Source organism: Synechocystis sp. LKSZ1, from assembly GCF_040436315.1.
In the GTDB taxonomy this organism is placed as follows: domain Bacteria; phylum Cyanobacteriota; class Cyanobacteriia; order Cyanobacteriales; family Microcystaceae; genus Synechocystis.
Genome location: NZ_AP031572.1, coordinates 1,022,903 through 1,044,635 on the forward strand (window position 1 = coordinate 1,022,903; position 21,733 = coordinate 1,044,635).

At 52.6% G+C, this 21,733-nt stretch carries 25 protein-coding genes and 1 tRNA gene; 9 read left to right on the forward strand and 17 right to left on the reverse strand.

Annotated features, from left to right (window positions below):
* Positions 1-161: 161 nt before the first annotated feature.
* Positions 162-1,847, forward strand: coding sequence for a chaperonin GroEL (gene groL / locus ABXS88_RS04910; protein ID WP_353674067.1), 1,686 nt, complete (start codon positions 162-164; stop codon positions 1,845-1,847).
* Positions 1,848-2,057: 210 nt separating this feature from the next.
* Here the strand turns inward: groL and ABXS88_RS04915 are convergent, their stop codons facing one another.
* Genes ABXS88_RS04915 through sds form a run of 3 tightly spaced genes read right to left on the reverse strand, consistent with a single transcriptional unit; the run spans position 2,058 to position 3,676 of the window.
* A complete protein-coding gene (locus ABXS88_RS04915; protein ID WP_353674068.1) occupies positions 2,058-2,333 on the reverse strand; it encodes a DUF3288 family protein in 276 nt (91 codons plus the stop codon).
* Positions 2,326-2,658 carry a zinc-ribbon domain containing protein gene (locus ABXS88_RS04920; RefSeq protein WP_353674069.1) on the reverse strand — a complete coding sequence of 111 codons (333 nt, stop codon included), beginning with the start codon at positions 2,656-2,658 and terminating at the stop codon, positions 2,326-2,328. Before ABXS88_RS04920 ends, ABXS88_RS04915 begins: the two co-directional genes overlap by 8 nt.
* Before the next feature lie 46 nt (positions 2,659-2,704).
* Entirely contained in the window at positions 2,705-3,676 is a 972-nt protein-coding gene (sds, locus tag ABXS88_RS04925; protein WP_353674070.1) for a solanesyl diphosphate synthase, read from the reverse strand.
* A gap of 732 nt (positions 3,677-4,408) precedes the next feature.
* On the opposite strand from sds, the gene ABXS88_RS04930 reads away from it, so the two are divergent.
* Positions 4,409-5,584 carry a transaldolase gene (locus ABXS88_RS04930; protein ID WP_353674071.1) on the forward strand — a complete coding sequence of 392 codons (1,176 nt, stop codon included), beginning with the start codon at positions 4,409-4,411 and terminating at the stop codon, positions 5,582-5,584.
* Here ABXS88_RS04930 and ABXS88_RS04935 read toward each other — a convergent pair.
* The 4 genes from ABXS88_RS04935 to ABXS88_RS04950 all read right to left on the reverse strand — a co-directional run bounded on the left by ABXS88_RS04935 (position 5,581) and on the right by ABXS88_RS04950 (position 8,613).
* Positions 5,581-6,312 (reverse strand): ABC transporter ATP-binding protein, encoded by a 732-nt coding sequence (locus tag ABXS88_RS04935; protein ID WP_353674072.1) that lies wholly within the window; start codon positions 6,310-6,312, stop codon positions 5,581-5,583. The genes ABXS88_RS04930 and ABXS88_RS04935 overlap by 4 nt on opposite strands.
* A 36-nt stretch (positions 6,313-6,348) precedes the next feature.
* Entirely contained in the window at positions 6,349-7,008 is a 660-nt protein-coding gene (plsY, locus tag ABXS88_RS04940) for a glycerol-3-phosphate 1-O-acyltransferase PlsY (protein ID WP_353674073.1), read from the reverse strand.
* 17 nt (positions 7,009-7,025) lie between these two features.
* Entirely contained in the window at positions 7,026-8,003 is a 978-nt protein-coding gene (locus tag ABXS88_RS04945; RefSeq protein ID WP_353674779.1) for a DUF3086 domain-containing protein, read from the reverse strand.
* Between the two features lie 229 nt (positions 8,004-8,232).
* The gene (locus tag ABXS88_RS04950) at positions 8,233-8,613 is read right to left on the reverse strand and encodes a DUF3119 family protein (protein ID WP_353674074.1); all 381 of its coding nucleotides are present in this window, start codon (positions 8,611-8,613) and stop codon (positions 8,233-8,235) included.
* Positions 8,614-8,830: 217 nt separating this feature from the next.
* Here ABXS88_RS04950 and ABXS88_RS04955 point away from each other — a divergent pair, with 217 nt between their 5' ends.
* The gene (locus ABXS88_RS04955) at positions 8,831-9,610 is read left to right on the forward strand and encodes a sigma-70 family RNA polymerase sigma factor (RefSeq protein ID WP_353674075.1); all 780 of its coding nucleotides are present in this window, start codon (positions 8,831-8,833) and stop codon (positions 9,608-9,610) included.
* A gap of 72 nt (positions 9,611-9,682) precedes the next feature.
* On the opposite strand, the gene ABXS88_RS04960 is transcribed toward ABXS88_RS04955, so the two are convergent.
* Both ABXS88_RS04960 and ABXS88_RS04965 read right to left on the reverse strand, forming a co-directional pair.
* Positions 9,683-10,981 (reverse strand): ABC transporter substrate-binding protein, encoded by a 1,299-nt coding sequence (locus ABXS88_RS04960; protein WP_353674076.1) that lies wholly within the window; start codon positions 10,979-10,981, stop codon positions 9,683-9,685.
* A 104-nt stretch (positions 10,982-11,085) separates the two neighbouring features.
* Positions 11,086-11,177: transfer RNA gene (locus tag ABXS88_RS04965), tRNA-Ser, on the reverse strand.
* A 302-nt stretch (positions 11,178-11,479) separates the two neighbouring features.
* On the opposite strand from ABXS88_RS04965, the gene ABXS88_RS04970 reads away from it, so the two are divergent.
* On the forward strand, positions 11,480-12,097 hold the full coding sequence (locus ABXS88_RS04970) for a TMEM165/GDT1 family protein (protein WP_353674077.1): 618 nt from the start codon (positions 11,480-11,482) through the stop codon (positions 12,095-12,097).
* On the opposite strand, the gene ABXS88_RS04975 is transcribed toward ABXS88_RS04970, so the two are convergent.
* Positions 12,058-13,035 carry a DNA polymerase III subunit delta' gene (locus tag ABXS88_RS04975; protein ID WP_353674078.1) on the reverse strand — a complete coding sequence of 326 codons (978 nt, stop codon included), beginning with the start codon at positions 13,033-13,035 and terminating at the stop codon, positions 12,058-12,060. The two genes, ABXS88_RS04970 and ABXS88_RS04975, sit on opposite strands and share 40 nt — an antisense overlap.
* 60 nt (positions 13,036-13,095) lie before the next feature.
* Between ABXS88_RS04975 and ABXS88_RS04980 the strand changes: the two genes are divergently transcribed.
* Positions 13,096-13,695 (forward strand): DUF3318 domain-containing protein, encoded by a 600-nt coding sequence (locus tag ABXS88_RS04980; RefSeq protein ID WP_353674079.1) that lies wholly within the window; start codon positions 13,096-13,098, stop codon positions 13,693-13,695.
* On the opposite strand, the gene ABXS88_RS04985 is transcribed toward ABXS88_RS04980, so the two are convergent.
* Positions 13,692-14,504 (reverse strand): hypothetical protein, encoded by an 813-nt coding sequence (locus tag ABXS88_RS04985; RefSeq protein WP_353674080.1) that lies wholly within the window; start codon positions 14,502-14,504, stop codon positions 13,692-13,694. The genes ABXS88_RS04980 and ABXS88_RS04985 overlap by 4 nt on opposite strands.
* Positions 14,505-14,564: 60 nt before the next feature.
* Positions 14,565-15,056 (reverse strand): universal stress protein, encoded by a 492-nt coding sequence (locus ABXS88_RS04990; RefSeq protein WP_353674081.1) that lies wholly within the window; start codon positions 15,054-15,056, stop codon positions 14,565-14,567.
* Between the two features lie 122 nt (positions 15,057-15,178).
* Between ABXS88_RS04990 and ABXS88_RS04995 the strand changes: the two genes are divergently transcribed.
* From ABXS88_RS04995 to ABXS88_RS05005, 3 genes are all read left to right on the forward strand, one after another.
* Entirely contained in the window at positions 15,179-15,394 is a 216-nt protein-coding gene (locus tag ABXS88_RS04995) for a DUF2839 domain-containing protein (protein ID WP_353674082.1), read from the forward strand.
* Between the two features lie 73 nt (positions 15,395-15,467).
* Positions 15,468-15,704: a 50S ribosomal protein L28 gene (gene rpmB, locus ABXS88_RS05000; RefSeq protein WP_353674083.1), complete on the forward strand. Its 237-nt coding sequence runs from the start codon at positions 15,468-15,470 to the stop codon at positions 15,702-15,704.
* 112 nt (positions 15,705-15,816) lie between these two features.
* Positions 15,817-16,257 (forward strand): hypothetical protein, encoded by a 441-nt coding sequence (locus ABXS88_RS05005; protein ID WP_353674084.1) that lies wholly within the window; start codon positions 15,817-15,819, stop codon positions 16,255-16,257.
* Here ABXS88_RS05005 and ABXS88_RS05010 read toward each other — a convergent pair whose 3' ends face one another.
* From ABXS88_RS05010 to ABXS88_RS05030, 5 genes are read right to left on the reverse strand one after another with little or no spacing between them, the layout of a single operon-like run.
* On the reverse strand, positions 16,258-16,704 hold the full coding sequence (locus ABXS88_RS05010) for a hypothetical protein (RefSeq protein WP_353674085.1): 447 nt from the start codon (positions 16,702-16,704) through the stop codon (positions 16,258-16,260).
* A gap of 7 nt (positions 16,705-16,711) precedes the next feature.
* The gene (locus ABXS88_RS05015) at positions 16,712-17,635 is read right to left on the reverse strand and encodes a phosphate ABC transporter substrate-binding protein (protein WP_353674086.1); all 924 of its coding nucleotides are present in this window, start codon (positions 17,633-17,635) and stop codon (positions 16,712-16,714) included.
* A gap of 18 nt (positions 17,636-17,653) precedes the next feature.
* Positions 17,654-19,168 carry a type II CAAX endopeptidase family protein gene (locus ABXS88_RS05020; protein ID WP_353674087.1) on the reverse strand — a complete coding sequence of 505 codons (1,515 nt, stop codon included), beginning with the start codon at positions 19,166-19,168 and terminating at the stop codon, positions 17,654-17,656.
* Positions 19,165-20,718, reverse strand: coding sequence for a glycosyltransferase family 39 protein (locus ABXS88_RS05025; RefSeq protein ID WP_353674088.1), 1,554 nt, complete (start codon positions 20,716-20,718; stop codon positions 19,165-19,167). Before ABXS88_RS05025 ends, ABXS88_RS05020 begins: the two co-directional genes overlap by 4 nt.
* Positions 20,719-20,724: 6 nt before the next feature.
* Entirely contained in the window at positions 20,725-20,850 is a 126-nt protein-coding gene (locus ABXS88_RS05030; RefSeq protein WP_353674089.1) for a hypothetical protein, read from the reverse strand.
* A gap of 61 nt (positions 20,851-20,911) precedes the next feature.
* Here ABXS88_RS05030 and ABXS88_RS05035 point away from each other — a divergent pair, with 61 nt between their 5' ends.
* Positions 20,912-21,730 carry an HAD family hydrolase gene (locus ABXS88_RS05035; protein WP_353674090.1) on the forward strand — a complete coding sequence of 273 codons (819 nt, stop codon included), beginning with the start codon at positions 20,912-20,914 and terminating at the stop codon, positions 21,728-21,730.
* Positions 21,731-21,733 lie beyond the last annotated feature (3 nt).

Sequence of the window (21,733 nt, forward strand, 5' to 3'; positions counted from 1 at the left end):
TTCCCTGGCGGTGTCTCCCGGTAGCCGCTAACGCCTAGCCCCAGAGTCTAGGGCTGGAAAACCGAACCTTGAGGGACTTAGCACTCACCGACCAAGACTGCTAGAGTGCTATAGGAGTCGTACCTTAGACGGTAAGCGTAGATTGTAGAAAGATTAAACCTATGGCAAAAATTATTTCATTTAGAGATGAATCTCGTCGGGCCCTGGAAGGGGGTATTAACGCCCTCGCCGATGCCGTCAGAATCACCCTTGGCCCCAAGGGACGCAATGTTTTGCTAGAAAAACAATACGGTGCCCCCCAAATTGTGAACGATGGTATCACCGTTGCCAAGGAAATTGAACTTTCTGACCCCCAGGAAAATGCCGGGGCACGTCTGATTCAAGAGGTGGCCGCCAAGACCAAAGAAGTGGCTGGCGATGGTACCACCACGGCAACTATCCTCGCTCAGGCCCTGGTGCGGGAAGGTCTGCGGAATGTCACCGCTGGGGCCAATCCCGTTTCCCTGCGTCGGGGTATTGAAAAGGTCACAGCCTTCCTCGTCGAGGAAATCCAGGCCATTGCCAAGCCCGTTGAAGGGGATGCCATTGCCCAAGTGGCGACGGTCTCCTCCGGCAATGATGCAGAAGTGGGCCAAATGATTGCATCAGCCATGGACAAGGTCACCAAAGATGGGGTGATTACCGTTGAAGAATCCAAATCCCTGAATACGGAGTTGGAAGTCGTTGAAGGGATGCAGATCGACCGGGGTTATATTTCTCCCTACTTCATCACCAATACCGAGCGGCAGATTGTTGAATTTGACCATCCCCTAATTCTGATCACCGACAAAAAAATTAGCACCATTGCCGACCTCGTGCCGGTGCTCGAACAGGTGGCCCGTGCCGGTCGTCCCCTGCTGATCATTGCTGAAGATGTGGACGGAGAGGCCCTCGCCACTCTGGTGGTGAATAAGGCCCGTGGCGTCCTCAATGTTGCCGCCATCAAGGCCCCGGCCTTTGGTGACCGTCGCAAAGCCGTTCTCCAGGACATTGCCATCATTACCGGTGGAAGCCTGATTTCCGAAGAAGTGGGCCTGAGTCTGGATACCGTGAGTCTGGATCAACTGGGCCAAGCGGTCAAGGTAACCCTAGAAAAAGACAACACGATTCTCGTGGCCGGTGCCGACAAACGGGCCTCCACCGCTGTCCAGAAACGCATTACCCAACTGAAAAAAGAATTGGCCGAAACCGATTCCGAATACGATAGCGAAAAGCTACAGGAGCGGATTGCCAAACTGGCCGGTGGGGTTGCCGTGATTAAAGTGGGCGCGGCCACCGAAACCGAACTCAAGGATCGGAAGCTTCGCATCGAAGATGCCCTCAATGCTACCAAGGCCGCCGTGGAGGAAGGGATTGTACCCGGAGGCGGAACGACTCTGATCTACCTTGCGGGCAAGATTGCTGAATTCAAAGCCAGCCTCAGCAACGACGAAGAACGGATTGCCGCCGACCTGATCGCCAAGGCCCTGGAAGCCCCCTTGTTCCAACTGGCCAGCAACGCTGGCGTCGAAGGTGCTGTGATTGTGGAAAAAGTGAAAGAAACTAGCGCCAATCTGGGTTACAACGCCATCAGTGGTCAAATCGAAGACATGATCAACGCTGGCATTATTGACCCGGCCAAGGTTGTCCGTTCGGCGATCCAGAACGCTGCTTCCATCGCAGGGATGGTGTTAACCACTGAAGCCCTGGTGGTAGAAAAACCGCAACCAGCCGCGGCCGCTGCCCCCGATATGGGCGGTATGGGTGGCATGGGTGGTATGGGCGGTATGGGCGGTATGGGTGGCATGGGTGGTATGGGCATGATGTAGTCCCTCCCCTGGCCCCTGAGCCTTGATACTGAATCTCTGTCCGGCCTCGTTCTTGCTAGAGCGGGGTCTTTTTCTTGGGCAGGGCCCTGAGACAAATCCTCTCCGTTAGGGCTACAAATTTTACCCCTCCGCCTACAGCACCTCCCCTTCGTAAGGGGAGGATGGGTGGGGTCAGTTGGGTCGTTGAGCTTTAGTGATTGGGGATAAGACTTAACTCCAATCCTCTTCCTCACCTGTGCGCACTCGATAGACCCGTCCTGTGGCGTGGAGTTGACGAGTTTGGGCAAATAGGTCTGCTTCGCTGAGCTGCCATTGTTGCAGAATGCGATCCAAGTCACTTTGCAGGGCCCTGGCGCCAGGAAAGTTTTGATAACGAATCCGTAAACGGGCCAGATCCGCTAAATTTTGAGGGTCGGGAGCCCCCTGTAATAAACGATCAACAATCTCTTGATCCCGCTTTTCCTGGGGATGGGTTTGCTCACTCATATTCTTTTGGGGAAGATTTTTGACGAATACCCGCTAAATGGATAGCTCGGGCTTGTTCTTGACGCCGTCGTTCTTGGAGCCGACAGGGCCGACAGCGGATTGCCGTACTAAAAAAATAGCCTCCGGCTTCTTCGTACCACCATTTTTGTTGACGGGCTGTCCAGATTTCCAGTTTGCCGCAATCTCGGCAATAAAATTCCTTATTTTCGTAGGTAGTAGGGGGAATGCTGTAGCTGTTGCCCAAATTCAGTTTACTGGCATCCACCGGTAAACGCTGCGGCCAAAGGGCCTGACGAAGACGCGCCTCACGTTTGGCTTTGGACATAGCAACGGGCCTCAAAGCTGACTGGACTAGAATCTTATTCTAGATTTTAGTAGAGGCGACTGAGAACATAACTGGTTAATTCTGCGAGGGAATCCCGGGCCGCCGAGGGCTTGAGACAATCCAAGTGTTGCAGGGCCAAGCGGGCATGACAATTGGCCAATTCCCGGGCTCGTTCAATGCCATCACTGGTCTGCACCAGGGCCAGGGCCTGTTCTAAATCTCCTTCCTGGCTAAATTCCCGCTCGATCAAAGCCTGGAGCAGGGGTTGTTCCTCCAGGGCAAAGAGGGCCGGAGCGGTAATGTTGCCGCTAACTAGGTCAGAGCCAGCGGGTTTCCCCAGGGTTTCCGTGGGCGAGGTGAAATCTAAAATATCATCAACGACCTGAAAAGCCAGGCCCAAATCCCGTCCGTAGTCGTACATCGACTCTATCATTGTGCTGGGGGCATCACTCAAGACCGCCGCCGCCTTGGCACTATTGGCAATCAGGGAAGCCGTTTTGTAATAACTTTTATCCAGGTAGGCCGCCAGACTCAGACTCGTGTCAAAGCGACTGAGGCTCTGGATAATTTCTCCCTCGGCAAAGTCTCGAATCACCTCTGAGAGTAATTTAACCACCTGAAGGTTATCGAGGTTGGCCAGGTACCAGGAGGACTGGGCAAAGAGAAAATCTCCCGCCAGGACAGCAATGCGGTTATCAAACAGGTTATTTACCGTGGGTACGTTGCGGCGTAATTCTGCTTCATCCACCACATCATCGTGGACGAGGCTGGCGGTGTGGATCATTTCCGTAATTTCGGCTAGGCGACGATGGCGGGCCGTAATCTCCTGCTCTAGCATTGTGGCCCGAGCCACCAACAGCACAATGGCTGGGCGAATCCGCTTTCCCCCCGCCTCAAACAGGTGTTCTGCCGCGGCCCCCAAAATCGGGTGACGGGCGCTGATCAGCCGCTTGAGATTGTCCGTCAGGAGACGTAAATCCGAGTCAACGGGGGCAAAGAGAGAGGTACTGGAAATCATCGGCAAGCCAAACCCGGCAGATTTAGTTACGAAAGTTTACATATCTTGATACTCATTCTAAGATAAATTCTCCATGCCCGAAAATATCACGGTTGATTTTCTTCCGAGTCGCTCCCATTCCCCTCCATTTTTAGCCTAGAATTTTAGCCAAATTTTCCCAGAGATTAGACGGGCTATGTTAGGCTATAGGTAAGCATTTGAAGTCAACAGAATCACCCTAAAAAGCCTCGGTTTGTTCGCCCTAGGTACTAGTTAGGTGTGGGCAGGACAGGGTCAATGGTGGCCCGCTGCATTAAGTCTTCTAAATTCTGTCGGGCCGGGGGATAAGTTCAAAAGAATAGGCGTTCATCCTTTCTGGTAAGCATCCTCCCCTAGCGCAACCCTTGTACTATTGCGTTGGAAGTCTTGGGCTTTAGGCGCATTAATCATTCGGGTGGTCGGCATCGGCCAACCCCATTCCGGTGATTGTTCTCTGGAACTAATTTTTATTGCTGTTTTTTAGTTATCCATTACTCATGATTGGGAGGGTCAAGGGGCATCATGGCACTAAAAATCCTGTTATTAGCTTCGGTGTACTTACTGGCAATCTATACTGTCTTAGCTCTGGCTAAACGATTGCTAAAACTCAAAAATCCCCAGTGCTAGAACAGTCCTTAAAAAAAAACAAATATCCCTAGCGGCAGAGGAGAAGCGGTCTATAGTTGAGGTGTGTTTTATCCTCTCCGATTTTTTATGGCCCGAAACCTCCTCGAACAGCTCCGAGAAGTTACCGTCGTGGTAGCGGATACCGGTGATATCCAAGCCATTGAAACCTTTACCCCTCGGGATGCCACCACCAATCCATCCCTGATTACGGCGGCGGCCCAGATGCCCCAGTACCAGCCCATTGTGGATCAAACCCTATTGACTGCAAAGCAGGAATTGGGCCCCCAGGCCTCGGTGGCGGATATCGTGACCCTAGCCTTTGACCGTCTAGCGGTGGCCTTTGGCCTCAAGATTCTGGCCATTATTCCCGGCCGTGTTTCCACAGAAGTGGATGCCCGTCTTTCCTACGATACCGAGGCGACTCTGGCTAAGGCCCGTAACTTGATTGGGCAGTACGAAAAGGCTGGTATTTCCCGGGAACGAATTTTAATTAAAATTGCCTCGACCTGGGAAGGGATTCGTGCCGCTGAGATTCTAGAAAAAGAAGGGATTCACTGTAATCTGACCCTTTTGTTTGGCCTGCACCAGGCCATTGCCTGTGCAGAAGCGGGAGTGACGCTGATTTCCCCTTTTGTGGGTCGAATTTTAGATTGGTACGTGAAGGAAACTGGCCAAAGCTACGAAGGGGCCGAAGATCCTGGAGTTCAATCTGTCACCCAAATCTACAATTACTACAAAAAATTTGGCTATCGTACCGAAGTGATGGGGGCCAGCTTCCGCAACATCGGTGAAATTATGGAACTAGCGGGCTGTGACCTGTTGACCATCTCCCCCAAACTCTTGGATCAACTGCGTTCCACTGAAGGCGATTTACCCCGCAAGCTCGACCCGGCGAACTTAACCCAAGACCCCGAACGAATCACGATGGACCAGGCCACCTTCGAGGCCATGCATCAGGCCGACCGGATGGCCTCGGAAAAACTCGCCGAAGGCATTGCTGGCTTTACTAAGGCCCTAGAGGCCCTGGAACTCCTGCTCCAGGAACGATTGATTCGCTTGGAAGAGCAAGAGCATATCCAGCACGGGGCGGAAGAAATTTTCCATGCCTACGACCTGGATGGCGATGGCTTTATTACGCGGGAAGAATGGGCCGGCATTGATGCGGTGTTTGATGCTCTGGATGCCGACCACGACGGTAAAATCACAGCGGCGGAAATGGCGGCAGGACTAGGGGCCGCCTATCGCTTAACGGCGGTGGGTTAGACAACTCCCTGGTCGGATTTAATTTGGCCATCCTGGAAGCAAATAATCCGTTGCGTGTGCTGGGCAACATCAGCTTCGTGGGTCACAATCACAATGGTGATGCCAGTTTGATGGAGTTGATCAAAAATTCCCAGCACTTCCTCCGTAGTATGGGAATCCAGGGCTCCGGTGGGTTCATCTGCCAGGAGTAGCAGGGGCTGATTGACAATGGCCCGTGCAATGGCCACCCGCTGTTGTTGACCACCGGAAAGTTGGTTGGGGCGGTTCTGGAGCCGGTGTTCTAGGCCAACCCGCACTAGGGCCTCTGTCGCCCGTTGACGACGAGTTTCCAGGGGAATTCCCGCATAGACCATGGGCAACATGACATTTTCCAGGGCCGTCATCTGGGCCAACAAGTAGAATTGTTGGAACACAAAGCCAATTTTGCGGTTGCGGATTTTCGCCAGTTCCTCTTCCCCTAGGCCCGAGACATCGGCATTGTCAAAGTAGTAATGGCCCTCGCTGGGTCGGTCAAGACAGCCAATAATATTCATCAAGGTGGATTTACCGGAACCGGAGGCCCCCATAATGGCGCAGTAGGCCCCCTGCTCAATGGTCAGATCCACCTGCGAGAGTGCTCTCACAGTAGTTTCTCCTGTACCATAAATTTTGGATACCCCTGCGAGACGAATCAGGGCCGAAGATTTTGACACGGAAAAGGCAGGCAAGAGAGAAGGAGCATCCAGCATGGTATTGGCCCAACGACTGTCTCTAGTGTAAAACAGCTACTGCGACTCGGCCGGGGTGGGTAATTTCTGGCCCAGTTTGGGTTCAGTGCCTTGCCGTAGGCGCTGGATATTGCTTTGATGGCGCACAATCACGTAGGATCCCGCCCCTAGGCTAAATAAGAAGTACGGGAGGGGTTGATGCAGGAGCAATACTAAGACATTCACCGCCACGGCCCCCGTGATGGAACTGAGGGAAACGATCCGGGTCAGGGCCAACATCACTAAGAAACTGCCCAGGGTTCCCAGGGCTAACCAGGGATTCATCACCCACAACACCCCTAGACTGGTGGCGACCGATTTGCCCCCACTGAAATTGAGCAAAATGGATTTACTATGGCCCAGGACGGCCCCGGTCGCGGCCCCTACAATTAGCCAAGGTTGCCAGGCTAGAGGAATCCAATCTAGACCACTCCAGGTAAACCAGGCCCGCACCAGGGCCACGGCCAGCATTCCCTTGGCCATATCAATAGCTAAAACCGTAACAGCGGCAGGTTTTCCTAAGGTACGCAGAACATTGGTGGCCCCCGTCGAGCCGGAACCATGTTCCCGAATATCAATACCCTTGAGCCAGCGACCAGCCCAGTAGCCAGTGGGAATCGACCCCAGGAGATAGGCCATCAGCAAAAAAGCCAAGCTAAGACTCAGGGCAACCAGCATAGAGGGAGCACTCCAACCTAATAGAAATAACTAGAGCTTTGTTTGGGATCGGGGGCAAAGGCAAGCCAGAGGGGAAACTGGAGCAGGGCCAAGTCGATCTGTTCTTCGGTTTCATCAATGAGGACGAGGGGCATCTGTCGGTCTTCCACGAGCCGCTCAGCCTTTTGGATTAAAGCCTCTGGCGATTCAAACAAGACAATTCCCCGTTCCGGGCCAAAATCACTGCGGGAAATGCCGAGACAATCCTGCAGGCCCCGTCGCCATTCCCCTAGGCGCTCCGGGGTATTGGCCAGAATCAAGGCCCGGTGGCGTTCCCCGTAGAGATTCGCCAGGATGGAAATCACCGCCGAACCTAACAAAATATTCTGGAGACGACTGCCGAGGCTCCGCACCACTCCCCGGCCGCCTTGGGTCAGAAACCAGTTTTCCACACGCTCGGCTGGAACAGCCTCAAAGGTGCGCCGCAGTTGCCAGGGAGGGCCATAGTAATCGGGACGACTGCGGTACTGCTCAATCAGTCGTTGAATCTGGCGTTTTTGCTCGACAAAACTTTGGTTGGCAAAGCCCAGAGGCGCCTCTTCGGGCGGTACATTGGCCACGGGGGCCGGGGCCGGTTGATTCCAAGGGTCTCCCGTTCCGAGTTCTAGGTTATCGGCGGCGGCCACCAGGTCTTGCAAACTGCCCACGAGATAATCCTTAAAACCCTGTACCCGAATGGCCAACTCCTGGGAGGCCCCGGCAAAAGTCGTGCGCATTTCCTGTTGGATCCGCTCCTGGCGACGCTCCAGGCGTTCAATCTCTTTTTCTAGAGCCTGTTTGCGCTGTTCCAATTCCCGGCTTCCTTCCATAACCCACTGCTGGAGGGTGGTCTGGAGGCCGGTGAGTTGCTCGTTAACCAGGGTAGCTTTTTGGGCTTGTAGGTTAGCAATTTCTTGGAGCAGGGCCTGTTTTTGCTGTTCTAAAGCCCTTACTTCCGAGGCTTCTGAGAAAGCCATTTCCGTCTTGACTTCAAAGGCTTGTTCAAACTCTTGACTTAACTCAGCATTCTCTGCGGCCGTGGCTCCCATCAGCAACTGATCCAGAGGAGTCTGGGTTGGTAGGGTCGTAGAGGGATCGGAATCAGAAACTGTTACCGCAGGAGGGACTTCAGAATCAGAGGGAAAAAAATTCGGCGTATCAGCGTTCATGCCAAGGGAGGATAACAATAGCAAACCAAAATTGAAGCTAGGGCTGGCGAGGACAACGGTCTTCTAGACAAGCGCTCAGGCCTTGGGGGTCAAAAATAATCGGTAGAAAGTGAATGCTTTTGACCTCTTTAAAATAAAACAAAATGGGAACCGGTTGCCAAAAAATACGCCAATTTTGCCAGTCTTGGTAGGGAAAACAGCGAATTTCCTGACCAGCGCGTTCAACGACCAGGGCAGTCTCCATGAACTTTAAGCGCAGAATTTTGGCCTGGAGAAAGAGAAAACAGCCAAACAGGCTCACCCCTAATCCGACCCAAAGTTGCAGGGGCAGTAGAGCCACCCCTAGCAGAACAAAAGCTAGAGAAAGGCGGTAGTCCGGTGCCAATTCGACAATACTAGTACGAAGAGTTGAAGTCATGGTTAAGGGTAAAGTACGATCTACGATAAAAAATAGTATTAAACTTATTCTGACTTAGTAGGGAAAAAGAGCCAAGAGGATGAACAGCCCGAGGTGAGTCTCCGTATTTATCCGCAGGTTAGTCGTTGAACTCTCCCAGAAATCCGTGGATTATCGATAGTATACTTGATTGACCCAGGGCAGAATACAGGGCAGATTGTCTTTGTGGTGTTCAGTAATGCCTCGGCCCCTAGCGACTCCCTATTCTGCCGTTCGTTGTCTAGAACTGTTTCTGCGCTACCGCCGTAATCCTTCCCTCGGTCTACGCAATCAGATTGTTCATTTGAATATTGGCTTGGTAAGACAAGTTGTTCATCGCTTTCGAGGCCAAACCACAGAACCCTACGAAGATCTAGAGCAGGTTGGTTATCTCGGCCTCTTACGGGCCGTTGAGCGCTTTAATCCTCAGCAGGGGGCGGCTTTTAGTTCCTTTGCCGTTCCCTTCATCCGGGGTGAGATTTTGCACTATCTCCGGGATAAGGCCCTACCGTTGCGAATTCCCCGACGTTACCAAGAACTGTACACCAGGGCCAAAAAACTACGGGTTCCTTTAGGAGCCCAATTGGGACGATGCCCCTCAGACGCCGACCTGGCCCAGGCCCTGGGTATCTCGACCGCCGAGTGGCAGGATTGTATCCTGGCCTGTCAACACCGTTTTCCCCTGAGTTTAGATGCACCTTTGGCTAATTTGCCCGATGCCACTACTACCCTGGCAGATAGCTTACCAGATGTTAATGCCCAGTTTCGTCAGCAACAGGAAGAGGAACAGGCCTGTCTACGGGGAGCCGTGGAACAGCTAGAGGGACGAACCCAGGCGGCCATCCAGTCTGTTTTTCTGCGAGAACTCCCCCGCAAGGAAGCGGCTAAACAAATCGGCATCAGTCCCATGACAGTCACCCGCCATCTGCAGAAAGGGCTCGTTCAACTAGAGGCCCTCTTGGCCGCTCAGACTGCCTAAAGACAGAACCTTAGAGCTAAACAGTGTTGGATCAGGATGTCGTGGTATGTACTGGGGATACCCAACAAAAACCTAGGATTTAGGCGTCACTTTATCGATGATCTTGAGGGTACCGTCGGGCAATACTGTCCAAACATCGTAACTGCCGACCACATCACCGTTGGCATCAATATCGACATTGCCGCTAGCCCCTTGGTAGTTAACGGCTTTTCCTGCCCGTATTAAAGCTATGGCTTCACAGGCATCGCTGACTTCCTGACCTGGCCCAGCGGCTACTTCCCGAATTTTGCTCTTGATCGCTTCGCCGGTGTTGGCCTTGGCGGCCTCCGCTGCTAACATCATTAGAACTGTTGCATCGTAGGTATGGGGAACGTAGGCCGTCATCTCTTTGCCAGTTTTTTCCTTCCATTTTTGACTAAAAGCTGCAAGGGCCTGTCCATCGGCCCCAGGTACCGTTCCCAAGGCCCCAGCCAGAATGGATTTGCCACTCGCATCCTTCCCAACTTTGGTCACAAAGTCTTCGGTGTAAACGCCATCGGTCAGCAGGAGCGTCACCCCGTTGGTTAATCCTTGTTTGTAGGCAGCCTGAACTAGGACACTCCCCGTATCGGCGTAAAGCACGGCGGCCACTGCATTGGGTTTATTGGCAAAGGCTTGGCCTGCTTCAGTATCTAAGGTAGCGGCCTTGGGGTCGTAGCGTACAGGTTGGTCTTTATTCAGAATTTTAGCCCCGTCTTTTTCACTGGCTTCGACAAAAACCCGCTCAAACCCAACACCATAGTCATTATTAATGACCACCGTAGAGAGATTCTTGAAGCCCTTTTTATTGGCCAGGGCCGCCAAAGCCTTGGCCTGGTATGTATCTGGAGGGGCCGTCCGGGCCCAAAAGCCTTGAAAGTCGCCCTTCTGAGCCTGCTCTGTAAACACCGGACTGGTACTAGCCGGCGAAATCATCATTACTTTGTTTTTTACCGCAATCGGAATTGCCGCACTCGATACGCTACTGGCAAAGGAGCCTACTACCCCGGCAACTCGATCAGATTCCGTTAACTTGGTCATGGCGGTGGCCCCAGCAGCGGGATCCGTTTGATCATCTTCAATCACCGTCGTCACTGGCTTACCATTCACGCCCCCGCAGGCATTGACGGTGTCAACGGCCAACTTAAAGGCAATGGGCAGGTTTTGGCCAATAGCCGATAAATCCCCCGTCGTTGGCAGTAAAGCACCCAGCTTTAATCCGTCTCCTCCCCCTGCTTGGGGCGAATTAGTCTGCTCTCCCTGCTCCCCACAGGCCACTAAACTCCCTGCCAAACTCATCAAAGCCATGGCTAGGGCTAGTTTTCGAGAATTGTTGATGAACGGCTTGATCATAGTTCTAGGTCTCACTCCACACGGTAGGGCTCTGCTTGGCAATCAATATGCCACAAAACTAGCGCTAGAAAGCACCTTTCAGAAAAAACAATGGCTTACAAAAACGGAGAGAGAGGGATTCGAACCCTCGGTACGGCCTTACGTACCGTACAACAGCTTAGCAGGCTGCCGCTTTCAACCACTCAGCCATCTCTCCAGGCAGAACACTATATTAGCAAATAGGGGCCGGATTCTGTCAATTGATTTTTTAGGGCAGGCCCCTCGTTTACCCAGAGTCCAGAGGAATCGTCTGCCGCTGACACTACAAAGCAAGCATCCTTGGGGTAAACAATTCTGATTTTCTCGATGGCAATTCTGAAAAAATAATGAAACAAAAATGAGACAATAATTGTTTTATACGAGTTTGTTTTGGTCTTATAATCAGTAAGAAAAATAATCAGCAACAATGTTGATTAATGTTTCTAAGACTTTTCTTTTTAGATCGCTGGTATCGCTAAAATGTTAACAGGTTTCACCGCCGCACTACTATTGATCACCATCTCTGAGCTAGGTGATAAAACCTTCTTTATTGCCATGATTTTAGCGATGCGATATCCTCGCTCCTTGGTTCTGGCAGGAGTTGTAGGGGCCTTGGTGAGTATGACAATTTTGTCGGTGGCCATCGGACAAGTCTTTGCTTTTTTGCCGAAAGTTTATCTTTTCTACGCTGAAATTATTCTCTTTCTTCTATTTGGGACTAAGCTTCTATTTGAGGCCTGGAAAATGACTGACCATCCGGCGACCGAGGAGTTAGCTGAGGCCGAAGCAGTGGTCAATCAAAGTGAGAAGACCCTCCCTCCTTCTCGCCGTGCCTGGAGCATTGTGGTTGAAAGTTTTATTTTGACCTTTGTGGCAGAGTGGGGCGACCGGACGCAAATTGCCACCATTACCCTGGCAGCGGCCAATAGTCCTTTGGGCGTCACCCTTGGGGCCTCCCTCGGTCATCTCATCTGTGCCATTATTGCCGTCCTTGGGGGCCAATTAATCGCAGGCCGCATTTCAGAGCGGAAAATTACAGGGATAGGGGGAGGACTCTTCTACGTTTTTGCGCTGGTGGCCTGGTGGGAAGGGCCTTGAAGCAGAGCAAGCAGGGTACATTCCCAAACCAGCCGGGGTTGGACATAGGCCAGAAGTTGTTGCCGGGCCGCTTCAAAGAGACTGGCCTGACAGGGTTGGTGGTCACGATGCCAATACAGCCATTGCAGATAATCCACAAGCCATAATTGCAGGGGAAGATCCAGGCTTTGCTCTAGGGTTTTAGCTAGGGTCAAGGCCGCAAGGGCCGTTGATGGGGGATGTCGCAATTGTTCCTCCAAGCCAGGGGGCAGGGCCTGAGCTTGTTCCCAAGCCTGGAGCATTAACCCCGGACTGCCCTGGGCTAGGCCCACCAGTTCCGGTTGAGCCATCAAGGCCCCATGACCGAGGGATTCTAGAACCTGACTCAAGGCCGCTGGCCCAAGGCGATAGAAGGGAATACGTTGGCAACGGGAAACCAGGGTGGGAAGGAGAGCATCCAAGCTCGGTGCCAACAGAATCAAGGTAGCCCGTCCCGGTTCCTCTAGGGTTTTCAGTAGAGCATTGGCAGCCCCTTCATTCATGGCCTGGGCCGTTGAAATCACTACGACGGCCTGTTCTGCCTCCAAGGGAGGGCGGCTGAGGAAACGGCTAATTTCTCGAATCTGTTCAATGCGAATCAGGGGCGGAGCGCGTCGCTTAAGACCACTTTGTTCTGCCTCAGCGGCAGTTAACAATTTACCTTGGTGCTGATAAGTGGGTTCCAACCAAAGCAGATCGGGATGATTCCCCCCTAAAAAGCGTTGGGTAATGCTGGCCTGGCTCGTTGATACTTGGCCCCGACTGAGTAAAGCCGCCGTAAACAATTTAGCGGCTAACCCCTTGCCAACTCCCTCAGGCCCAACGAAGAGATAGGCTGGGGCAATGCGGTTCTGGACTAAGGCCCTTTGCAATAATTCCACCGCTTGGGGTTGGCCGATCAGGCCCTGAAATTGAGACATGGTTGCTTCCCAAGTTTGCTACTCTTAACGGTAGCGTCTGCAAGGGTCTTTCTAAAAGCTATGTTCGAGGTAGAGTCAGAAATACGGCGATTGACGGAATTAATGCCAGCATCGGGGCGAATGTTAACCAAGATTGTCTATAAGCCAAAGCAATCGCGCCTCATTGATAGTAATTTTCCCAAACCATGGGAACGCGGCGACCGGCTAGTCATGATCAACTTTGACCTGTGGCAAGACCTCTCCCAGGGCCAACGCGACCTCCTCCTGCTGAGTGTGGTCTGTCGTCTGGTGAATATCCGTTGGTTTAAACCCGACCTGTACCAAGGCCTGACCTTGGCCGGCGTAGCTGGAGTGGGCCTGCAACTGTGGCAGCAGGATGTATTAGGGGCCCTGGTGGCTGGGGGCTTAACCACGATTGCCGGGCGACAAATCTGGCAAAACTACCGCAGTAACGAACGAGAAGTGGAAGCGGATGCCAGTGCGATTAAAGTGGCGGTTCGGCGGGGCTATGATCAAGCCGACGCAGCCCACTACCTGCTAACGGCCCTGGAAAAGGCAGCCCAATTGGAAAACCGGGCCAGCCTCAGCTTTACAGAACTACTGCGTTGTCAAAATCTGCGTCTCCTCAAAAATAGCCAGCGCTCTAGTGTTAGTCCCTAGGGCGTGCTTTGTGGTTCCACTTGAGGCAGGGGAATTACCAGGCGGGGAGGAGTTTGCCGTTGTTTCTTCAGTTCCTGTTCTAACTTGTCCAGGCGTTCGGTGAGTTGCTGGGTCTGCTGACGCTGCTGCTCGATCAATTGTTGTTGACCTTGTTTGAGTTGATAGAGGTCACGGCTTAAGTTGTCTTGACGGATACGCAGGTTCAGGATTTCCTGTTGGCGCTTTTGTTCTAAGGCCTCTCGTTCCTGCACCATCCAGGGGAGGCCCCCCTGAGCCGCGATCATTCCCAAGCCGCCGAGAACCATGGCACCAATGAATAGGCCTAACTGCCAGCGTCGTTGTTGTCGGCGTTGTTGGCCCTGTTGCAGGGCCGCCAATAGATTTAGGGCTTCCTGAGAATCGGGTTGGAGGGCCAAACATTGCCGCACTCGTTGATGGAGTTGTTCCCGGTCTTCCGGCTGGTGGCTCTGTTGCCAACGGCCGAGATGGGCCTGGCCCAGAGCAATTAACAGTTCGGGTTGGCTGGGGTTAAAAGCGATAGCCTCCTGCAATTCCTCGATGGCATCCTGCCAATACTTGAGCTTGAGATAACCTTGGGCGCGGGTATAGTGGTCTTGGGCTTGTTGCTGGGCCGCCTGAATTTCTGCTGGATCAATACCCAATTCCGTCGCAATGCGCTCCAGTTCTGTGGCGGTGGGAATGCGCTGAGCGGATTGACTCAATTCTGTCACCCGTTGGATATAGGTTTCAATCACATGGTTAGGGACTAGGGTCATCGAAATATCGACGGTAGGCAGAGTGACATTCATCTTTCCTCGATGGGAAAGATAGCCAGGACAACTTGATCTTAACTCAATCGACTCTGGGCTCTAGGCCGGCTCCTGGGTGGGAACCACTAAAACACAACAGAGGGCATGGTGAAAGACATAGTTGCTGACACTCCCCATCAAAATCTCCGCTAGGCCCCAACGGCCCCGGTGGCCAATGACGATCACCTCCGCGCCTAAATCCTTGGCCACTTGACAGATGGTTTTGCCGGGACTGCCAACAATTTGCTGAAAATCCGTCGGTACTCCCACAGAAACGGCCTGGTCACAACGGTGCTGGAGGGACTCAATTCCTTGTTTTTCAAACTTATCCCATTGTTCCCGCCAGAGTTCTAGGGTTAACTCATTGCCCGTGGCAGGATAGACCTCATCCAAGTTCAAGGGAATGGGAACAGGGCTTGACTCCTCCTCGGCAGAGAGGACATGGAGTAGGTGCAAATGGGCCTGATACTTTTCAGCGAGGGATAGCCCTTGGGAGAAGACGACCTTCGCTGACTCTGACATATCTAGGGCGACTAAAACCTTGGTAAACATAGTGGCTCCCCGAATCACCCTGGGGCCTCCTGTTTCGATCTTGCCACAAAGTTGGCCTGGGTCTGAAGGGAATCCGATAGGATAGAACACAACAAACTAGTATGACTTGAGGATAGATTACGATGGGTGAATCAAAACGTCGTCAAGTGGCCCTGGGTGACCAGTACGGACAAGACAAACGGGTTGTTGCTTGGCTCCCGCTAACCCAGCGTCAGGCCAATGACTTTTATCGCTGGACGACGCGCGGGGCCTGGATTGGCATCGGGGCCATGGTTGTGATTTGGGTAACGGTTCGCTTTATTGGCCCGGCCCTGGGCTGGTGGACAGTACAACCCTAGAGGCCCTCAAACCTGGAGCTCCTCTGATATAATGATGGACTGCTTTCTAATCAACTTAGCAAGAGGTACATCTATGTCTCGCCGTTGTCAGCTAACCGGCAAACAAGCCAATAATGGGTTTGCAGTCTCCCACTCCCATCGTCGCACGAAAAAATTACAGGAAGCCAACCTGCAATGGAAGCGGGTTTGGTGGGCAGAGGGCAATCGTTGGGTAAAACTGCGTCTCTCGACCAAGGCGATTAAAACCCTCGAAAGTAAAGGACTCCAGGCCATGGCCAAGGAAGCCGGGATTAATCTTAATCATTACTAATGGCCGGGCAGGTAGGGCCTTGTCAAGACGGCTTGGGAAAGGTTGCATCGTCGGCGAATTAAGTTACGATGAATCTGCATTCCTCCTTTTCTGTGACCGTAACCTCGGGTCGATGAAATTAATTCCCTACGTTTTGACAACCCTCATTTTTTATGTCTTTAGTCTAGTCCGATTAAAGGCTAGGACAGAGCAAGAAAAGATTGGTTCGACACCCGTTGTTTTTAATGTCATCATTTTTTTTGCAATTTTTGAATTTTTCTTTATTGAATCTATTCTGACAAATCCTTTTTTTCATGTCCTAGGCTTTTTAGTGGCCCTGGGTTGTTCATTATCGATTTATTTTTATCTTAAAAATCTGAAAAAAGATTTTGAAAGCATTTTCTATAAACTAGTACAACAAAGCCAGGGTAAGGTCAGTATCTTGACCTTCATGCAGCGAACGGAACTCTCCCTAGAAGAAGCAACGGAATTTTTGGAAGACAAGCGACAGCAACTAGGGGGAGATTCCTACGAAACCTTGGGCAATATTTACTATGAATTTTATCGCTGGTAATTATTTAGTACAATACTGCCGGAGTAGACCCGAGACCAAATCTAGGCGGTTTTCTTGAGTTTGTACGGTGAAGGCCTCGCGCTCTAGATCTTTGCGATGAATATCCCCGTAGCGTAACCAAAAGGGCTGGGCATAGACGAGGGGTTCTAGGGTCAGGCCGAGAGGGGCGATGTTTCCCTTTCCCTTTCCCTTACAGGTTTGGGCCGCATGAACAGCTTCATGCACCAGTACCGGCACAGCAATACCCAGGTCAAAGGAGAGAGGATCAATCCAGATAGTACGGGTTTGGGGATTGAGGGCTCCGTAGGCTCCCCGTTGGGGTGGTGGCGCTAGGAGTACCTTGAATTGGGATTGCTCTAGCTGGTGCTTCAGGGCCTGGAATTGGGGGTCGGCTACAGGGGCTTGGGCCAGTAACCAGGAAGAACTTAGAATTAAGACAAATTTCACAGGACTGCTATTCCAAATTGGTGAGGGTTGCCTGGCCCTTGGGAGAAGTGGCGTAGCCGAGAAAGGCCTTGACCGCAGGAGATGGCGGACTTTTATAGATATAGTACAATTCCCGCTGGAGGGGATAAGCGCGGTCTCCCGGCAGACGGTCATCAATGGGGAGAATACGGGCGGTTTGTTGACGGGCGACTTGGACATAGGTGGCGTAGCTAATGCCGTGCTGGCCCAGCATTCTCAGGATCGGGGTTGTGGCATCCCGTTCTAGGGTTTGGATATTGGGGGTCGTGCCAAAATTTTGCTCTTGCAGGGCCAAGTGCTTAAAGATTTGATGAGTACCACTGATAGCCGGGCGGTTGATCACGGCAATGGTGGCATCAGGCCCCCCCACTTGTTGCCAATTGGTCAGCTTACCCTGGAAAATGCCCTGGACTTGGTTTAAGGTCAGGCCCTGCTGGAAAGGGTTATCCCGGCCAACCACAATGGCAATCTGGTCTTGGGTAATCGGGACGGCTACCAGGCCCTGGGCCTGTTCTTCCGGGCTGAGGGGTCGGGAGCTAGCGGCTAGGTCGATTTTTCCCGTCAAAAGTAAGAGAATCCCCTTGTCCGACCCCTGGGCATTGGTCTCAACGGCAGTACCGGCAAAGGCTTGTTGGAAGCTTTTTTTCAGGGCCTCATTGACGTTCACCATACTAGTGGAGCCATCAATCCTAACGGTGGTGCCGGGGGCAACCTGAGCCGGTTCTGGGAGGGCGGTCACGGCCATGGGAGAAGGAGGGGGAGAAAGCTTACCCGGACTTGGTAGCGGAGTAATATCGGAGACACTCGTCTTAGACTGTTGAAAAAACCACCAAATGCCGGCCCCCACCAAGCCCCCAGTCAGGGCAAAGGCCAGAATCAGAATGAGTGCTTCGTTGTTATTTTTTTGAGCCATGGTGCTTAACCCAAGAATTTAGCTGGAGAGGGAACCCCCACTCCCCAGGATAAAGAGACTGAGCAACGTGCCGCTGTTCCATAAACTGTGGAGCGTAATCGAAGCTAGGAGGTTACGGGAGCGGCTATAGACCAGACCCAGAATTGCCCCTAACACAGCCAAGGGTAACACCTCCGAAAGATTTAGATGGGCAATTGCAAAGACAAAACTGCTAACTACAATGGCCCCACTGACAGAGATATAGCGGGTTAAGGACGGCAGGAGAAAGCCCCGAAACATAATCTCCTCAAAGATGGGGGCCAGGATCGAAGCGGTGACAAAAAAGATAGCTAAGGCCCATTTATCCTGGGCCTGCAGGGCCAAGGTCAGGAGGGGATTACTGCCACCTTGACCCTGCCAGATCTGTTGATTGAGCAGGGAAACGAGCACGACCAAGGGTAAGGCCACACAGTAACCACCAAGACCCCAAAATAAGGCCCTCCCACTGCATTGCACAGTGAACCAATCCGCTGGCCAGGGCTGGTAGGGCCGCAGAGAAAAATACAATACCGCCAGACCCCCTAAGGCGAGGGCCAAATAACTGGCCAAGACGAACAGGGCCTTTTCCCGCAGGCCTAATCCCTGACTATTAAGGTGGAGAAAACTAAAACCCAGGGGCAGGGCCACTTGGCCGAGAAAGAGAAAACCCACCGCCAACACCTGCCAAATAATTTGCCAATCCCAGGGCGTTTCCCAGGCTTGATGGGCATTGTGGGCCAGAATGGCTTGATCTTTTTTAAGAAACCACTGTACCAGGAGGCCTAGGGCCAACAGAACCCCTAGAAGGCCACCGGCCAAGGGCAAGGCACTGAGCAGGGCTAATTTGAGCAGAGCCTGGCGGGCTGCCGCTTGTGTCTGTTGAGCAAGGGCCTGTTGCTTAGCCGGCTGTTGTTCTAGGCCATAGAGGCGTTGCAGGGCCTGCCGTTGGAACCAACCAGATAGTTGGCTCGTTAACAGGGTTTCAGCCTGGGAGACCACCTGAGGAGGATTACTCCAGAGTTGTTGCAGGACCTGGGCGGTTTGAGCAATGGGGGAACTCGGATCCTGGGTGATGACGGCTTGCCAATGGTCTTGAGCGGAGTCTCGCCGGCCCTGGACAGCTTCTAACAATCCCAGTCGTAGGTGGATCGATTGCTGATTTTTTTCATTTTGCTGGAGACTTTTCTGGCGCTGTTGGGCCTGGGCGACGTTCGTCGGGGTGGGGTCGGAGGGATTGGCCAGGGCCGCTAGTTGCCGATGGTAGGCCTGGAGTTCCGTCAAGCTTTTTTCGTACTGGGCCAGGGCCGATGGATAGGAGGTTTCGGTCAGCATCCAGGATGGCAACCGCTGTTCTAAGCTCGATTCCGCTGATCCGGCCATGGCCTCTAGTACCAGATTGGTTTGGGCCAGCTCTAGCTCCGGCTGGACTTGTAATTCCCCCAGGCTATGCACTAGGGAAAGCACAAAGGGAACCAGCGATAAGAGAGTGATAACGGTGAGAAGGGCGCGTTTCATGCAGGAGGAGAAGCGGATTTAATTAAAGTAAAGTTACCAGACCGTCCCAGGGATTGGGCTGATGGCAGAGAGAGTTCTTCCAGGGCCGCGTCATCCAGCAGGAAATAATGAGGAGATTGGGCCAATTCCCGAAGACGTTCACGGCTGACGGCCAACACCAGACGGTCACTATAAAAATCCAAGCTGGGCCGGCTGTAGGCAAAGGAAGTATAGATCGTCGTTTTTTGGGGCGTAAATTGGGCAATCAGGGCCGCCACCGGCTTAACGGCAAAGGCTTCATTTAATTCCCAATTCCAAAGGGGCGAGGCCATCAGAACTGCCAAGGTAAGGTACAAGCCCCCGATCAACACGGGAATGGCCTGGCGCTGGCTCCGCAGAAAGAGAGTGCTAGCCAGGGCCAAACTCAGAGTCAGGGTCAGACTTAAGCCGATTAGCCAGGGTTGAAAATCTAGCCAGGTAAAGTAGACTAAGGCCACTAGGACAAGGGCCGTCGCGAGGGACAATAGGGCGCCCAGGAATTTGGGATAGGCCTTGGGGGATTGCCAGAGTTGGGTGAGGTAGTACCCCGTTGCCAGAGCAAAACTAGGATAAACCGGCAGAACGTACCAAGGCAATTTGGTGGACATGCTGGAAATGATGCCACCAAAACCCAGACCAAAAATGAAAACAACCTTGGCCCAGCGTTCTCGCCGCTTCTGCAGGGCCCAGTACAGACCCGGCAGGGCAAAAAACAGCCAAGGGGCGGAATATTTAGCTATTTCAACCAAGTAGAACCAAGGCGGGCCACTATTGCCTTCAACGGCGGTAGCTAAACGATCTATAGTTTGGGCCTGGAAATGCACCTGAATAAATTCCTGCCCATAGGTCTGAATCTGCAGGCCATACCACAGCAGAATCGGGCTAAAGCCTAACAATAGGCCCAGCCATAATTCCCAGCGCCCCAGAATATGGCCCTGTTTTTCCCAAAGAATAAACAGAAGCATCAGGCTCGCAAAAACCAAAGCCAAAACGCCCTTGGAAAGGGCAATCAAGCCGAGACCGAGGCCCACCCCCAACAGCCAAGGAGGTTTCTGAAAACCCTTGAGTAAACACCACAGGGCTCCAACTAAGAAGGTGTTAATCATGCCATCGAACATAGCTAAACGGCCCAGACGCACTGCCGGCAGGAGTGTCAAATAGACCAGGGCCGAAAAGAGAGCCGTAATGGATTGGGAAAACAGTTCTCGCCCCAGGAGGTAGAGGAGGGGAACCGCCAAGGCCGATAGAAATGCCGAAGGGAACCGAGACGTCCATTCATGAATGCCGCCGAGGTGATAGCTGGCCTGTATCAGCCAAAAAAGCAGGGGGGGTTTGAGCAGAAAGGGCTGGTCTTGGTAGAGAGGAAACAACCATTCTCCCTGCTGGAACATATCCTGACTGACGGTGGCATAGTAGCCTTCATCCCAATCCCGCAGGGCCACTTGGCCTAGATTCAGCAAAAATAGGCCGAATGCCGCCAGGGTCAATAGGCCGAGATGTCGGTAATTGAGACTAGATTTAGAGAAGGTCACAAAAAATCAGTCCCCCATGGCCCCATGGCGATCCAGGTGCCATTGCAGGGGATTGTTGTGAATGTATCGATAATCCCAATGGGGCAAACGAATCGAGGTAATGCGGTACTTATTTTGATATTTATCGGTCATAAATCCTGTTGATTCCCCTGGGCTTTATTTTATCTTGAAGGTACCCAGGCCCTCGCCCCCTATGACTAACTGCCTCAATCAACCTTGCCCAGACATTATTGCCCTCGACTTCGATGGGGTTCTCTGTGATGGCCTAGCGGAATATTTCCAGGCCAGCCAGCGTTGTTACCATCAGCTTTGGCCCTCGATGCACCCCCAGGGCCTCGATGATTACGCCCAGGCCTTCTATCGACTCCGGCCGATCATTGAAACCGGCTGGGAAATGACGCTACTTTTACGGGCCTTAGTTCTGGGCCATTCCGAAGCCGAAATTCAAGGCCATTGGCCGGAACTGGTTTCCCAACTGTTGACCCAAGAGCAACTAGACCGTCAGCAGTTAATCCAAACCCTAGACCAGGTGCGTGACCAGTGGATTGCCGAAAATTTACCGGATTGGCTCGACCACCATCATTTCTATCCCGGCATTATTGGCCCCCTCAAAACTTGGTTGGCCCAGGGCCAGCCCCAGGTGTATGTGATTAGTACTAAGGAAGGACGGTTTATTCAGGCCCTTTTGGCTCAAAAAGGCATAAATTTGCCCTCCCAGCAGATCATTGGTAAAGAAATTAAGCAGGCCAAAGCCTTGACCCTAGGCCAAATTCTCCAGCGCCATGCCTGTCCCCCAGAAAAATTATGGTTTGTGGAAGACCGCTTACCGACTCTCCAGGCCATTACCCAACGCTCGGAGTTAAAGGGTCTGCAACTGTTCCTCGCTGACTGGGGCTACAACACCCCTCAGGAACACCAGCAGGCCCAGCGGGATGCCCGTCTGCATTTACTGACATTAGTCCAATGGCCAGAGCCTTGGACGAATTGGCTCTCTCCCACCATGGAACCGTAGATC

Bases quoted from the DNA above. Each gene is read 5' to 3' on its own strand.
- groL (WP_353674067.1), top strand. From the start codon at position 162: ATGGCAAAAATTATTTCATTTAGAGATGAATCTCGTCGGGCCCTGGAA.
- ABXS88_RS04915 (WP_353674068.1), bottom strand. From the start codon at position 2,333: ATGAGTGAGCAAACCCATCCCCAGGAAAAGCGGGATCAAGAGATTGTT.
- ABXS88_RS04920 (WP_353674069.1), bottom strand. From the start codon at position 2,658: ATGTCCAAAGCCAAACGTGAGGCGCGTCTTCGTCAGGCCCTTTGGCCG.
- sds (WP_353674070.1), bottom strand. From the start codon at position 3,676: ATGATTTCCAGTACCTCTCTCTTTGCCCCCGTTGACTCGGATTTACGT.
- ABXS88_RS04930 (WP_353674071.1), top strand. From the start codon at position 4,409: ATGGCCCGAAACCTCCTCGAACAGCTCCGAGAAGTTACCGTCGTGGTA.
- ABXS88_RS04935 (WP_353674072.1), bottom strand. From the start codon at position 6,312: ATGCTGGATGCTCCTTCTCTCTTGCCTGCCTTTTCCGTGTCAAAATCT.
- plsY (WP_353674073.1), bottom strand. From the start codon at position 7,008: ATGCTGGTTGCCCTGAGTCTTAGCTTGGCTTTTTTGCTGATGGCCTAT.
- ABXS88_RS04945 (WP_353674779.1), bottom strand. From the start codon at position 8,003: ATGGCTTTCTCAGAAGCCTCGGAAGTAAGGGCTTTAGAACAGCAAAAA.
- ABXS88_RS04950 (WP_353674074.1), bottom strand. From the start codon at position 8,613: ATGACTTCAACTCTTCGTACTAGTATTGTCGAATTGGCACCGGACTAC.
- ABXS88_RS04955 (WP_353674075.1), top strand. From the start codon at position 8,831: ATGCCTCGGCCCCTAGCGACTCCCTATTCTGCCGTTCGTTGTCTAGAA.
- ABXS88_RS04960 (WP_353674076.1), bottom strand. From the start codon at position 10,981: ATGATCAAGCCGTTCATCAACAATTCTCGAAAACTAGCCCTAGCCATG.
- ABXS88_RS04970 (WP_353674077.1), top strand. From the start codon at position 11,480: ATGTTAACAGGTTTCACCGCCGCACTACTATTGATCACCATCTCTGAG.
- ABXS88_RS04975 (WP_353674078.1), bottom strand. From the start codon at position 13,035: ATGTCTCAATTTCAGGGCCTGATCGGCCAACCCCAAGCGGTGGAATTA.
- ABXS88_RS04980 (WP_353674079.1), top strand. From the start codon at position 13,096: ATGTTCGAGGTAGAGTCAGAAATACGGCGATTGACGGAATTAATGCCA.
- ABXS88_RS04985 (WP_353674080.1), bottom strand. From the start codon at position 14,504: ATGAATGTCACTCTGCCTACCGTCGATATTTCGATGACCCTAGTCCCT.
- ABXS88_RS04990 (WP_353674081.1), bottom strand. From the start codon at position 15,056: ATGTTTACCAAGGTTTTAGTCGCCCTAGATATGTCAGAGTCAGCGAAG.
- ABXS88_RS04995 (WP_353674082.1), top strand. From the start codon at position 15,179: ATGGGTGAATCAAAACGTCGTCAAGTGGCCCTGGGTGACCAGTACGGA.
- rpmB (WP_353674083.1), top strand. From the start codon at position 15,468: ATGTCTCGCCGTTGTCAGCTAACCGGCAAACAAGCCAATAATGGGTTT.
- ABXS88_RS05005 (WP_353674084.1), top strand. From the start codon at position 15,817: ATGAAATTAATTCCCTACGTTTTGACAACCCTCATTTTTTATGTCTTT.
- ABXS88_RS05015 (WP_353674086.1), bottom strand. From the start codon at position 17,635: ATGGCTCAAAAAAATAACAACGAAGCACTCATTCTGATTCTGGCCTTT.
- ABXS88_RS05020 (WP_353674087.1), bottom strand. From the start codon at position 19,168: ATGAAACGCGCCCTTCTCACCGTTATCACTCTCTTATCGCTGGTTCCC.
- ABXS88_RS05030 (WP_353674089.1), bottom strand. From the start codon at position 20,850: ATGACCGATAAATATCAAAATAAGTACCGCATTACCTCGATTCGTTTG.
- ABXS88_RS05035 (WP_353674090.1), top strand. From the start codon at position 20,912: ATGACTAACTGCCTCAATCAACCTTGCCCAGACATTATTGCCCTCGAC.